The sequence below is a fragment of the Pseudomonas sp. MDV22-iso1 genome (assembly GCF_058145095.1).
In genome coordinates this window covers 132001-145717 of record NZ_JBYVMF010000015.1, presented here as the reverse complement: position 1 = coordinate 145717, position 13717 = coordinate 132001, and the positions used below count along the sequence as shown (strand labels likewise).

Annotated in this window: 10 protein-coding genes; all 10 read right to left on the bottom strand. The window is 54.8% G+C overall.

Annotation, left to right across the window (positions count from 1 at the left end):
* Nucleotides 1-67: 67 nt before the first annotated feature.
* Entirely contained in the window at nucleotides 68-1846 is a 1779-nt protein-coding gene (locus AC3ZVB_RS18085; protein ID WP_490147311.1) for a TnsD family Tn7-like transposition protein, read from the bottom strand.
* 15 nt (nucleotides 1847-1861) lie between these two features.
* The gene (locus AC3ZVB_RS18080; protein ID WP_490147310.1) at nucleotides 1862-3331 is read right to left on the bottom strand and encodes an ATP-binding protein; all 1470 of its coding nucleotides are present in this window, start codon (nucleotides 3329-3331) and stop codon (nucleotides 1862-1864) included.
* Nucleotides 3331-5496 (bottom strand): Mu transposase C-terminal domain-containing protein, encoded by a 2166-nt coding sequence (locus AC3ZVB_RS18075; RefSeq protein ID WP_490147309.1) that lies wholly within the window; start codon nucleotides 5494-5496, stop codon nucleotides 3331-3333. The genes AC3ZVB_RS18080 and AC3ZVB_RS18075 overlap by 1 nt, the downstream gene beginning before the upstream one ends.
* Nucleotides 5493-6350, bottom strand: a complete 858-nt coding sequence (locus AC3ZVB_RS18070; protein ID WP_490147308.1) for a TnsA endonuclease N-terminal domain-containing protein — start codon at nucleotides 6348-6350, stop codon at nucleotides 5493-5495. Before AC3ZVB_RS18070 ends, AC3ZVB_RS18075 begins: the two co-directional genes overlap by 4 nt.
* A 280-nt stretch (nucleotides 6351-6630) precedes the next feature.
* Nucleotides 6631-8463, bottom strand: a complete 1833-nt coding sequence (gene glmS / locus AC3ZVB_RS18065) for a glutamine--fructose-6-phosphate transaminase (isomerizing) (protein ID WP_162437617.1) — start codon at nucleotides 8461-8463, stop codon at nucleotides 6631-6633.
* A gap of 1 nt (nucleotide 8464) precedes the next feature.
* A complete protein-coding gene (locus AC3ZVB_RS18060; RefSeq protein ID WP_490147307.1) occupies nucleotides 8465-9241 on the bottom strand; it encodes a DeoR/GlpR family DNA-binding transcription regulator in 777 nt (258 codons plus the stop codon).
* A 222-nt stretch (nucleotides 9242-9463) separates the two neighbouring features.
* Complete coding sequence (glmU, locus tag AC3ZVB_RS18055; RefSeq protein WP_194690842.1) at nucleotides 9464-10831, bottom strand: bifunctional UDP-N-acetylglucosamine diphosphorylase/glucosamine-1-phosphate N-acetyltransferase GlmU; 1368 nt, start codon at nucleotides 10829-10831, stop codon at nucleotides 9464-9466.
* 117 nt (nucleotides 10832-10948) lie between these two features.
* Complete coding sequence (locus AC3ZVB_RS18050) at nucleotides 10949-11374, bottom strand: F0F1 ATP synthase subunit epsilon (RefSeq protein ID WP_007969909.1); 426 nt, start codon at nucleotides 11372-11374, stop codon at nucleotides 10949-10951.
* Between the two features lie 45 nt (nucleotides 11375-11419).
* Nucleotides 11420-12799: a F0F1 ATP synthase subunit beta gene (gene atpD / locus AC3ZVB_RS18045; protein WP_150630634.1), complete on the bottom strand. Its 1380-nt coding sequence runs from the start codon at nucleotides 12797-12799 to the stop codon at nucleotides 11420-11422.
* A gap of 27 nt (nucleotides 12800-12826) precedes the next feature.
* Nucleotides 12827-13687, bottom strand: coding sequence for a F0F1 ATP synthase subunit gamma (gene atpG / locus AC3ZVB_RS18040; protein WP_150582364.1), 861 nt, complete (start codon nucleotides 13685-13687; stop codon nucleotides 12827-12829).
* Nucleotides 13688-13717: the final 30 nt, after the last annotated feature.

Below are 13717 nucleotides of genomic sequence, written 5' to 3'. Positions count from 1 at the left end.
TTATTCGGTGTCGCAATATAATACCGAACACATATAAATACCCTTCATGTATTGCTTCGCCAAAAACTCACACAGCAAATCTACGCGCGTTGCTCATTGACGGGGCTTCTGGCGACGGAGTTACAGAGCAAATATCCATACTAGAATCAGAATGCAGTCCCCCTGTGCGCGGTTTTCTGATACATGCTGTTCGATATATCGATGATTGAGTAATTGGTTTGCCGTCCAGTTTTAGCTTACGCTCGGCCCAGCTCAAACGCCTCCTATGGAATGCATCAAGGGTTTCGCATTCGGCTGCCAGTGCAGCCGCACAGTGCGGCAGCTTGTTGAGCTGCTTTTCAAACCTAGATAACGCATGAAGCTCTCTGCCTATTTTTGTCCGTGAGATACGGACAGGTTTACCTGGAAGCGTTCGTAACATTTCAGCGCATTGAACAACTTCGTTGGCAAGGTTAAGGTCGAGATCTTTGAATCTCTCTATCTGCTGACCGCACGGTTTGTGGGCTTTACCTGGCTCTTGTGTGCGCTCGGACAGCCATTGCCGATCGTTTCGATGAAGCCACATATAATCTCGACACTCATGAGCTAGGCGAGCCCTGTAATCACCCTCAAATCGATTCCTCCTATCACCCAGCTGTTTCGAAAGCCTCGCCTCTTTCCATCGGCCTGGTCCATCCGGAATCGCGCGTATCATTCGGTAAACGCACGTAACCGAGTTCCCCGTTTCTGACGCTATGGTCATCGCGTCAGCCCCCGAGAGTGCCCGCGTCCAGATCGCTTCTGATGCCTCGCTCATATACTCATTGGCGCTTGTCCGCTGGATTTGAGGTCCGTCGGCCTCGCGCTCTCTAGTAGTTTCGGTATTGCCTGTTCGGTTAAGCGCCTCAGTAACAGGCCCGCTCTGCCGCAGGATCCTTTCCATGTCGACCTTCAGCGCGCAGGCCAGCAGGATGAATTTCAGCGGATGATGGGTGCCCCTCGGCTTACGCAAAAGCTTCACAACCCAGGCCGCCGGTATATCCGCTGACGATTTGCTCAGTATCGAGTACTCCCCTGAGGAGGGGAGAGCCTCAAAGAACGCAGACATGTGCCGCGCCAATCTGCCCAAATGCAGCCGACCAGAGCCGGAAGCCAGTTCCAAGGCGATTGAACTATCCAAAAGCACTGAGCGAATCGCATGTGGACATAGTGGAGCAACATCTCTCTCAAGCACCTGCAATGAACGCTGCGCTATTTCGTGCAGTGTTTGTTGTAGATATTGGGGGATGTCTAACGAAATGGAGTGGGACTGAACGTCTTCGTCGTCCGGTAAGTGCATTCGTCGAGAATTTCGGCTCAACCAGCGGTAATCAAGGAACCTCAGCAGGGTCCCATGGTGGGGACAGATCAAAACGCCTGGAAGCTGATGCACACGGTGCCAGTACGCTGCTCCCACACAGGCCATGTCCTGGTCGATACAGTCGAAGCAAAATCGCACTCTCGAAGCGAACTCGAGTCGACTCGCAATTAACCCCAACCTTAGCATCAACCCTTCGCCGTTACCCGCCATCAAGGTATAGGCGTCGTCCACCTGTTGCTGGGTCAAAAAAGGTTCGTAGTAGGGCAGCAGCGTGTGGCGCTTTATCACCTCCGCTAGCGATAGGCCTGTGCCAATCGGCAGCGCCTCGGCAAGCTCAACTAGTCGACACGGAAATGCCACGTTCTGCGAGAAGAAGTTTGCGGACTGCGCTCCATCGAAAACGGCTCTGCAGCTACGTACGCCACAGAGCCGGGCGTATCTTGAAAGGACGCTGTGAAGCGTCTCATCGTGAAAAACGGCCGGAAAGAAATGGAATTTAAGCCCCATTTCGTCACCTTTTATTCACCCCTTCCGATACAACGGAGAGAACTCAAATAGATCGCTGTTTATCCAACCGGCGCTCTTCAACGCCTCAATGGAGTCTTCACTTTCACTTAACGCCTGTGCCTCTGACGTCTCAACCGCCACCGCCGCAGGCGGCTGCGATTTGACTGGGTTAACGGGCGCCGCATTAGGCTTTGGGGCACTATTGTCGCTGCGACTGATGACACTGCGCAGCAACGCCAATCGCTCCGGCCGAGCCAAACCATCGAACGCCATCATGTCGCTAAGTTGGTCTTCAATCGGAAGCAAATCGTCGAACTGCCGCATCCGTTTCGGATCTCGGCTTCGCAGGGCGGACAAAGCAGGCTTCAATATCTGCATCTTGGTGTTGCTCACCAACGCGATTGTCTCGGCGGTAACGCATTCTGAACCACTCTGGATCGCATACCTCTGACTGAGCACCAAAAGCTTCACCAAAAAGTCGGTGACGCCTTGTGTATGCTCATACAGCGCATCAAACACTTCTTCGGTCAGTTCCACCGGCTGCTGGTACCACTGATAGCTCCAGAGGTTTTCAACGAGCATTCGCCACTCGTCATCGTCCTTCTCAAAGCGTTTAAATTCGAGTACCCCGACGCCGCAGCAACGCCTTGCGTTGCGCATGACGTCCGAAAATAGGCTGATCATCGAATTTGTCCCGATGAACACCACGGGAATGCCGATGTTGTTCACTAGATGGAGGAAGAAATTCAGCATGTTGTCCTTACCCCCAGTTTTCGCCAGGTGCAGGTTCTGAAGTTCGTCGATAAGCAGAGCTCCGATGAAAAATGTACTCGCAACCTGCTCCATTTGTTGCAACGAGTCATTGATGTTCCGAGCCCGATACCGCTTGTAGTAATCCTCATCACCTAACGCTCGCCCAACCGCATAGAAGAACTGCTGACAGAAGCCTGCCAGCGACCCATCTCGGGGGCAGTCAAGCTTGAGCCAGGTGATCTGGGTATGAACGAACTGCTTTCCTTCATAACGCTCGTGTCGGATCGTTTGAGGGTAGAGGCTCAAAATGGCTTCAAGGGCGGTGGACTTCCCAATGCCACTAAGGCCAACCAGACTGAACGTTTCGGCAGTGGACTTGAATCCATCGTGGTAGCGCTGTGCGCCCGAAAGCGAGTGTAGATGTCTGACAGTATCTGGAGAGGTCGGGTTGCGTCCCACGTACCCACGTCGGACCAGCAATGAAAATACGGACTCCAGATCCATGTGGACCAACAAAGGCTGGACCACCGTTCTCAATCGGTCGATGCAGTGAACCCGAGTCGATCGGTCGAGGGTGAGCTCTTCTGGATCAACAGGACGGGGGAAGTTCGAGATTAGTTGCATTGCTACCTCTTCTGAGAAGATAGGTGGCAGCGCTTCGATGAGCGGATTTCCCGCGTAGTCCGCTATCGCCTGCTTGGTGTAGCTTGCGAAAACTTGGGCGCCTTTCATTAGTTTTGTCCTGGGCGGAGTCGTTTGAGCATATCGATGACCTGAGCGCTGCGAGGGCCGGCAAAGTTCTCCGAGCGTTCTGAGGCGGTCTCTGCCTTCTGCCCAGGCGGCTCAATCCTCACACCCTCTGGCACATGGGCGGTCTCCCGCTCCTTGAGGCGTTCAACAGCGCGGTTCTCACGAATATTTCCAATCATCTCGGCCTTGGTCGCAGGGGCTGGCTCTTCTTTTCGCTCAGCCATCGCACCACTGACGATTTGATTAACCTCCTCTAGAAGCGAAATCCGACTCTCCAACTCAGCGCGTTTATGAGTCGGTGGAGCCTGGCGGTAAGCTTCGAGTAGGTCGAAAATTTCATCTGATCGATAATCAGCATACTTGCTGTCAGACTTCCGCAAATCGCAACGGATGAACTGTTTGTTGTCTCCCCGGATCCAAATATGTGCTGAGGAATTTGGGTCATACCAACACTCTATAGACCAAACCCCGCGGCTACGGGCTTTCGCAAACCAGTTGTTCTCGATCGCTACATCACAGACATAGTGCATCCCTCGGAATAGCACACCACCCTTTTGCACCGTTGCTTGCTCGCGCGGAAGCAAATGGAGATAGACCAGCTCATCGGGATGATTGTTTGGTTCGACGTGGCCATTTTCCAACGCCCAAGTCCAAATACCTACCGGCGTCGGGTCGACACCGTCGTTCATCATCTCTTGAGTGAGCCTGTCGGGCTGCCGGTTAAAGCGGTTATAGTGAAGGACGCACTGGATGATGATCTTAGTGAACTCCTTCATGCTCAGCGTCGCGTCGAGTCGGTAATCTCGCTCGCCACGCTCCTTCTCCCTAGCCGCTACGCCACCTGGTAGCCACCTGATGCCTGTCAAATCGTTCAGGATACCGAACCGACTCTCCACCATCGACTTCCAGTCCGGCCGGTAAGGCGGAGCGATTCCCAGCTCGATATTCAGGCCAGTGGCAAGACCTTCAGCTGCTTTCCCCAACATCTCGCCTCGATCAGCGTAGATGTGATGTGGGAGGTGGTGACAGGCCCATTCCTCGGGATCGATTGTAACCCCGTTGGTAGCGCAAAACTGAACCTTGGAAGTGAAAGCGTTGAACAGCGCCTGCCTGGCTCCGTTCCAGCTCGGCCCCTCCAACCCGATGTAGAGACCGACGATCATGCCGGAGAAGCTATCGATGACGACGTACACCACCGGCCGTCCAATGAGCATCCGCCTGGAGTAGCCGTTCACGAGATAAATGTCAGCAATGGTGGCATCGATCTCAAACTGATGGCAGGGGCCGCGAAGCCAGTCACGTACGGTTCCAGAAAGGGGGCGGCAATCTTTTAGCCACTTCCGCATTCCCTTACGCCCGCGTTCAGTTTCAACTTCGTCGAAATATTGCTTTCCCCAATAATCGAACTGCCTGAAAGAAGGAATTTCCGAATCGGGTAGGAGGCGACCACTCGATTCTGGATTTTTCGAAAGGTCTTTCGCTGTGTAGAACCTTCTAAGCATCTCGACATAGGCGCTGGTTATCGTAGAAGTCTTATCCCCCACGAATAACGAGTAACCGACACGGATACAGCGCTTATCCACGGCATCAATAAGCTTGGTCGGCGAAACGGCAATACCTTGGTATCGTGGTTTCCTGCCGGGTGGTTTTGCGGGATCATACTTGCGCTCAGGTACTCCGACGCCCGCGTAGTTTTTCAAGAGCGCATTTCGAACCTGGCCATTGATCCAGTAACGGTACAGAAGTCGATAGATACTCTTGCGCTGCATGCCAAGCTCAACAGCTCTAGCGCCCACCATTCGCCCCATTTCACCGGGAGCGAATATCTGACCTGGGTAATCTGAGTCGATCAGGGGCGAGATGATGTTCCACTTTTCATCCCTTTCCCGCTTCTTTTTCTCATCTAGGTCATCCTCTAGCACTAAGAGAAACTCAGGCGTAACAATCTTGGATGGCTTCGTATCGCCTGCTATGACGGAGCCGCGAAGCTCTTCCAAGCCCAAACCAATCGGTTGGCGTGGCGGGTCCGTTAATTGGATCAAAACTACCGCATCGTATTGCTCATTGAGATACAAGACTCTAACGATGCCAGGCACGACGGAAAACTCAGTGACCGGTTCAAAAATATCATTGACTTGGACTTTCATGATAAGCCCTCCGCCGCCAGTGAAATTTTTATTGGGCTTTCGATAATTTCAAAGGTTGGTAGTGGTGCAGTCATTTGAATGGGAGTCCCAACCAAATCTACCTTGATCGACTTGGCCCATATCAGGTGATGATATAAAGCACGAGAATCTTGATAGGAGATAAATAAACGTGCGGCAATCTTTCTCAGACTTTCAGCCGTACTCCACGGGTATGGACGGCAGCTAGTTAAGTGCTCCAGAAAATCTGAATGTAATGAGGGCTCAGCCAAGGCGCGCGGCAGCTGAGCAAACTTCCTGAGCAAGCCTAAATTCTTAATCAAATCGGGACTGAACCTTTCTTCAGTGACAATGGCCCAATCGACGTGTTGACCAACCCAGAAACGTTTTTCGATCTCAAGTTTTTCCAACGTTCTCCTGGCTTGTTTGCCTTCGAGGTCGCTGCGGTATTTGATTGTTCGGGCTACGGATTTAAAGCTGCCATCGGACTTTTTTATTGTTAATAAAAAATCCGTGGTCATAACGTAAGGAAGCACTGTCTTCGGATACTTGGGGTATCGCACTCCGATAGAGCTAGCGATTGCTTGAGCACTTTCTCGCGGCAGCAATGGATACTGCTCGCGTATATCCACAACATCTTCCGAAAATTCACATACCAAAAAATAGGCGCGTTCTAGGTCAGAAAAGAGGTGATGGAGGCGATCGATCTTCACACCTTGGATCTTGTGGGAGCGTCCTCTGGAAGGCACATCTTGGACGCGCAGCCACGGCAGATAACTAGCACCAGCTCCGCTACCGAATCCATTCGTAATGTGCCGCTGAATGTCTATCTCTGACGAAAACCTACGACCGCGCAATGCTACCTCCTTCGTCCGCCGGGACCGCCTCTCCTCGCCCTGAAAATAGTTATAGGAAAAAATCGTCCACCATCTGCCGATGGCACAGCGCTCTTTAGCCTACTCTCGGAGCGAAACGAAGCGGAGAATCTAGACCGATGGCTCAGCCCAGAAATGGAAACCCCCGTAAATACGGGGGTTTCGGCCTTGTGTCAATCTATGTTGTGTAGTGTCAGTCTTTATTGTTTTGTGTCAGTCTTTATTGTCAGAAACCAAGCGCGTTAACCAGATTGTGGATAACTTATTCCACAGTCACCGACTTCGCCAGGTTACGTGGCTGGTCAACGTCAGTGCCTTTCAGCACGGCGACGTAGTACGACAGCAACTGCAAAGGGATGGTGTAGAGGATTGGCGACAGGATGTCGTGGATGTGCGGCATGTGCACAACGTGGGTGCCTTCTCCGTTGGTCATGCCGGCCTTCTCGTCTGCGAAGACGATCAGCTCGCCGCCACGGGCGCGGACTTCCTGAAGGTTGGACTTCAGTTTTTCCAGCAGCTCGTTGTTCGGTGCAACGGTCACCACTGGCATGTCGTTATCCACAAGCGCCAACGGGCCGTGTTTCAACTCACCGGCCGGGTAGGCCTCTGCGTGGATGTAGGAAATTTCCTTGAGCTTGAGAGCCCCTTCCATTGCTACCGGGAATTGCGCGCCACGACCCAGGAACAGTGTGTGGTTCTTCTCGGCGAACAATTCGGCGATTTTCTCCACGGTGCTGTCCATGGCCAGGGCTTCACCCAGGCGAGTTGGCAGACGACGGAGCTCTTCGACCAAGGTGGCTTCGACGCCTGCGCCCAACGTACCGCGAACCTGGCCCAAGGACAGGGTCAGCAACAACAGGCCGACCAATTGGGTGGTAAAGGCTTTGGTCGAGGCCACGCCGATTTCGCGACCGGCCTGGGTCAACAGGGTCAGGTCGGACTCGCGCACCAGCGAGCTGATGCCGACGTTGCAGATGGCCAGACTGGCGAGGAAGCCCAGTTCTTTGGCGTTGCGCAGGGCTGCCAGTGTGTCGGCGGTTTCGCCGGATTGGGAGATGGTCACGAACAGGGTGTCCGGCTGCACAACCACTTTGCGGTAACGGAATTCGCTGGCGACTTCGACCTGGCACGGGATACCGGCCAGCTCTTCCAGCCAGTAACGGGCAACCATGCCGGCGTGGTAACTGGTGCCACAGGCGACGATTTGCACGTTGCGAACTTTGGCGAACAGCTCGGCAGCCTGTGGACCGAATGCCTGTACCAGCACACCGTTCGGGCTTAGGCGACCTTCAAGAGTACGTTGCACCACAGCCGGTTGCTCGTGGATTTCCTTGAGCATGAAGTGGCGGAATTCGCCTTTGTCAGCAGCTTCGGCGCCATCGCGGTACTGGACGCTTTCACGCTCGACAACCTGACCGTTTACATCCCAGATCTGCACGCTATCGCGGCGAATGTCGGCGATATCGCCTTCTTCCAGGTACATGAAGCGGTCGGTGACCTGACGCAGGGCCAATTGGTCGGAGGCGAGGAAGTTCTCGCCCATGCCCAAACCTATGACCAATGGGCTACCACTGCGGGCGGCGACCAGACGGTCCGGCTGCTTCGCGCTGATTACGGCCAGACCATAAGCGCCATGCAGTTCTTTGACAGTGGCTTTGAGCGCAACGGTCAGGTCAGGCAGGTCTTTGAGTTTGTGGTTCAGCAGGTGCGCGATGACTTCAGTGTCAGTGTCCGACGTGAACACATAGCCCAGCGCTTTGAGTTGTGCACGCAGCGCTTCGTGGTTCTCAATGATGCCGTTGTGCACCACCGCCAGATCGCCAGAGAAATGCGGGTGAGCATTGCGTTCGCACGGAGCGCCGTGAGTGGCCCAACGGGTGTGGGCGATGCCAAGGCGACCGACCAGAGGTTCTTCTTCCAAGGCCAGTTCCAGCTCGCTGACTTTGCCCGGACGACGCATACGCTCCAGCTTTTCGTCGTTGGTGTAGACCGCTACACCGGCGCTGTCATAACCACGGTATTCGAGGCGTTTCAGGCCTTCGAGCAAGATGGCGGTGATGTTACGTTCTGCGACTGCGCCGACAATTCCACACATGCTATTTCTCCTGACTGACAGCAGCGCAGATCAAAGTGATTCCGCGCGCCTGAATCTGATCGCGTGCTTCTAGCGGCAGGCGATCATCGGTAATAAGGGTATGGACACTGCCCCATGGCAGTTCCAGGTTTGGAATCTTGCGGCCGATCTTGTCGGCCTCAACCATCACCACGACTTCGCGAGCAACATCAGCCATGACTCGACTGAGTCCCAGCAATTCGTTGAAGGTGGTTGTACCGCGTACCAGGTCGATGCCATCGGCACCGATGAACAACTGGTCGAAGTCGTAAGAGCGTAGTACCTGCTCGGCAACCTGCCCTTGAAAGGACTCGGAATGCGGGTCCCAGGTGCCACCGGTCATCAATAGCACCGGTTCATGTTCCAGTTCGCTTAACGCGGTGGCGACATGCAGGGAGTTGGTCATCACGACTAGACCGGGCTGTTGCCCGAGTTCTGGAATCATCGCTGCGGTCGTGCTGCCGCTATCGATGATGATCCGCGCATGTTCGCGGATTCGCATGACTGCAGCGCGGGCGATGGCCTGTTTGTATTTCGAGATCGGTTGGCCGATGTCGGCGACCAGTTCTTGAGGCATGGTAATCGCACCACCGTATCGGCGAAGCAGCAAACCATTGCTTTCAAGTGCTGCCAGGTCCTTGCGGATCGTAACTTCCGAAGTTTCGAAGCGCTTGGCCAACTCATCCACACTGACTTCGCCCTGCTCATTGAGCAAGGCGAGGATGTTGTGGCGGCGTTGTGGTGTATTGCGCTTCGACATGAGCTGGTAAGTTTCGATTCGAAAGATAACGGAAGCAATCAAAACCTATCGGCGAAACTTCGTCAAGCGGGAAGCGATAAAAAATCTGTGGATAAACGCATCGCGGGCAGCCTTGCTTCTACAGAAACAGGTTGTTCATAACTTTAATGAACGACTTCTATTTGTAGGAGCAAAGCTTGCCCGCGATAGTTATCGACAGACACCAAAGGATCTGTGGATAACTCAGCTCTTCTGGATTTTTACCGGACGCTTCCAACCGTCGATATTTTTCTGGCGCGCTCTGCCCACAGCCAATTGTGCGTTATCCACATTCTGCGTGATGGTCGAGCCGGCTGCAGTGGTTGCGCCGTCGGAGATATCCACAGGCGCCACCAACGAATTGTTGGAGCCGATGAACACGTCTTCACCCAATACGGTTTTCCACTTATTCACACCATCGTAGTTGCAAGTGATGGTGCCGGCACCGATGTTGGTACGAGCCCCGACCTCGGCATCACCGAGATAGGACAGGTGACCGGCTTTGGCGCCTTCGCCCAAATGAGCATTCTTGAGCTCAACGAAGTTACCCACATGCGCGCGAGCTTCGAGCACGCTACCCGGACGCAAACGAGCGAATGGGCCTGCATCGCTGCCTTCACCCATGATTGCGCCATCGATGTGGCTGTTCGCCTTGATCACCACGCCTTTGCGCAGGGTGCTGTCCTTGATGACGCAGTTCGGGCCGATCACCACATCGTCCTCAATGACGACTTTGCCTTCGAGGATCACGTTGATGTCGATCAGCACGTCGCGGCCTACGGTGACTTCACCGCGGACATCAAAACGTGCCGGGTCGCGCAGCGTTACGCCCTGAGCCATCAAACGAAGGCCGGCGCGAAGTTGATAGTGGCGCTCGAGCTCGGACAGCTGTTTGCGATCATTGGCGCCCTGCACCTCCATGGCGTCATGAGCTTGTTCGGTGGCTACCACCAAACCATCGCTGACCGCCATGGCAATCACGTCGGTGAGGTAATACTCGCCTTGGGCGTTGTTATTGGAGAGCCGGCTCATCCAGCCACTCAGTTGCGCAAAAGGCATTGCCAGGATGCCGGTGTTGCCTTCAGTGATTGCACGCTGGGTTTCGTTGGCGTCCTTTTGCTCAACGATGGCTGTCACCTGACCTTGGGCATCGCGAACGATACGGCCATATCCGGTCGGGTCGTCCAGTTCCACAGTGAGCAAGCCAAGCTGTTTGGCCGCGACTTTCTTCAGCAGACGCTGCAGGGTTTCAACTTCGATCAACGGAACATCGCCGTACAGAATCAGCACGGTATCGGATTCGATGAAGGGCACCGCTTGAGCAACGGCGTGACCGGTCCCCAGTTGCTTGTCCTGCAGGACAAAATTCAGGTCATCCGCCGCCAGACGCTCACGTACCGCGTCGGCACCATGACCGATCACCACGTGAATGCGCTGTGGGTCCAGCTGCCGCGCAGTGTGGATAACATGGCCAAGCATGGAATTGCCGGCAATCGGGTGCAGTACTTTCGGCAGTGCCGAACGCATGCGAGTGCCTTGGCCTGCGGCGAGGATAACGATTTCTAGAGACATGACTGGCTACCAATCCTGGGTGGTCAGCGGCTGCGACCAGGTGATGAATATCGGAAAAGAAAAGAGGGTAGCCGAGGCTACCCTTTTTAATCAATCGCACAACAAAGTATCGACCTGTTAGTGGCCGAACTTCTTGCGGATTTGCTGAACGGTGCGCAGCTGAGCTGCGGCCTCGGCCAGACGTGCGGCGGCGGAACCGTAATCGAACTCCGCGCCCCGCTCATGCAAGGCCTTCTCGGCAGCCTTAACGGCTTCCTGAGCGGAGGCTTCGTCCAGGTCGGCAGCACGTTGCACAGTATCGGCAAGTACCTTGACCATGTTCGGCTGAACCTCGAGGAAACCACCGGAGATGTAATACACCTCCTCTTCCCCGCCCTGCTTGACCAGGCGGATCGGGCCCGGCTTGAGATTAGTGATCAGCGGCGCGTGACCCAGGGCGATACCAAGATCACCCAGTGCACCGTGCGCAATCACCATCTCGACCAGGCCGGAAAAGATTTCCCCTTCCGCGCTGACGATATCGCAATGGACTGTCATAGCCATCTGATTGCCTCAACCTAAATTAGCGCCCGTTGCCGGGCGCCGGGATTACAGTTTCTTGGCTTTCTCGATCGCTTCTTCGATGCCGCCGACCATGTAGAACGCTTGTTCTGGCAGGTGGTCGTAGTCACCGTTGAGGATGCCTTTGAAGCCAGCAATGGTGTCTTTCAGGGAAACGTATTTACCCGAAGCACCGGTGAAGACTTCAGCCACGAAGAACGGCTGCGACAAGAAACGCTGGATCTTACGAGCACGGTTTACCAACTGCTTGTCGGTTTCCGACAGCTCGTCCATACCCAGGATCGCAATGATGTCCTTCAGTTCTTTGTAACGCTGCAGAACATACTGTACGCCGCGAGCGGTGTCGTAGTGGTCCTGGCCGATTACGTTCGGATCCAGCTGGCGCGAAGTCGAGTCGAGTGGATCGACCGCTGGGTAGATACCCAGGGAAGCGATGTCACGGGACAGAACGACGGTGGCGTCCAAGTGGGCGAAAGTGGTCGCTGGCGACGGGTCAGTCAAGTCATCCGCAGGTACGTATACCGCTTGGATCGAGGTGATCGAACCGTTTTTGGTCGAAGTGATACGCTCTTGCAGAGTACCCATCTCTTCGGCCAGGGTCGGCTGGTAACCTACTGCGGAAGGCATACGGCCCAGCAGTGCGGATACTTCAGTACCGGCCAGGGTGTAACGATAGATGTTGTCGACGAACAGCAGAACGTCGTTACCTTCGTCACGGAACTTCTCAGCCATGGTCAGGCCGGTCAGTGCTACGCGCAGACGGTTACCCGGCGGCTCGTTCATCTGACCGTAAACCAGTGCCACTTTGTCCAGAACGTTGGAATCCTTCATCTCGTGGTAGAAGTCGTTACCCTCACGAGTACGCTCACCCACACCGGCGAACACGGAATAACCGCTGTGCTCGATGGCGATGTTACGGATCAGTTCCATCATGTTTACGGTTTTGCCTACACCGGCACCACCGAACAGACCTACTTTACCGCCCTTGGCGAACGGGCATACCAGGTCGATAACCTTGATGCCGGTTTCCAGCAGGTCGTTGCCGCCTGCTTGTTCAGCGAAGGTTGGCGCAGGACGGTGAATGCCCCAGCGCTCTTCGGTATCGATCGGGCCAGCTTCGTCGATCGGGTTGCCCAGAACGTCCATGATCCGGCCCAGAGTCGCTTTACCGACTGGTACGGAGATGGCTGCGCCGGAGTCGGTGACTTCCAGACCGCGCTTCAAGCCCTCGGTGGAACCCATCGCAATGGTACGTACCACGCCGTCGCCCAGCTGCTGCTGAACTTCCAGGGTGGTGCCTGCATCGCTTTTTACACTCAAAGCGTTGTAGATGCTCGGTACGCTGTCGCGTGGAAATTCCACGTCGATAACGGCGCCGATGATTTGAACGATACGTCCGCTACTCATAGCTGGATCCTCTGAATATTTGAACCGTTAAACCGCGGCAGCGCCGCCGACGATTTCCGAGATCTCTTGGGTGATCGCAGCCTGACGCGCCTTGTTGTAGACCAGCTGCAAATCGCTGATCAAATCACCGGCGTTGTCGGTAGCGTTCTTCATCGCGATCATCCGCGCAGCTTGTTCAGCCGCGTTGTTCTCGACCACCGCCTGGTAGACCTGCGACTCCACGTAACGGACCATCAAGCCGTCAAGCAGCTCTTTGGCGTCCGGTTCGTACAGATAATCCCAGTGGTGCTTGAGTTCCTGTTCCGGGGTTGCCACCAATGGAATCAACTGCTCCACGGTAGGCTGTTGCGTCATGGTGTTGATGAACTTGTTGGACACCACGGACAGGCGGTCAATACGGCCGTCCAGGTAGGCATCCAGCATCACCTTGACGCTGCCGATCAGGTCATTGATCGACGGCTCTTCACCCAGGTGGCTGATAGCTGCTACGACGTTACCGCCGAAGTTGCGGAAGAAAGCCGCACCCTTGCTACCAACAACACACAGATCGATCTCGACGCCGTTTTCGCGGTTTACCGCCATGTCCTTGACCAGAGCCTTGAACAGGTTGGTGTTCAAGCCACCACACAGACCACGGTCACTGCTCACCACAACATAACCGACGCGCTTTACTTCACGGTCGAGCATGAACGGGTGGCGATATTCCGGGTTGGCGTTGGCCAGATGGCCAATAACCTGGCGGATGCGCTCCGCGTAAGGACGGCTAGCAGCCATGCGCATTTGTGCCTTGCGCATTTTACTGACCGCCACTTTTTCCATGGCGCTGGTAATCTTTTGCGTGCTTTTGATGCTCGCAATCTTACTGCGAATCTCTTTTGCGCCTGCCATGTAACACCTATCAGGTTAGCAAGCGGGAGC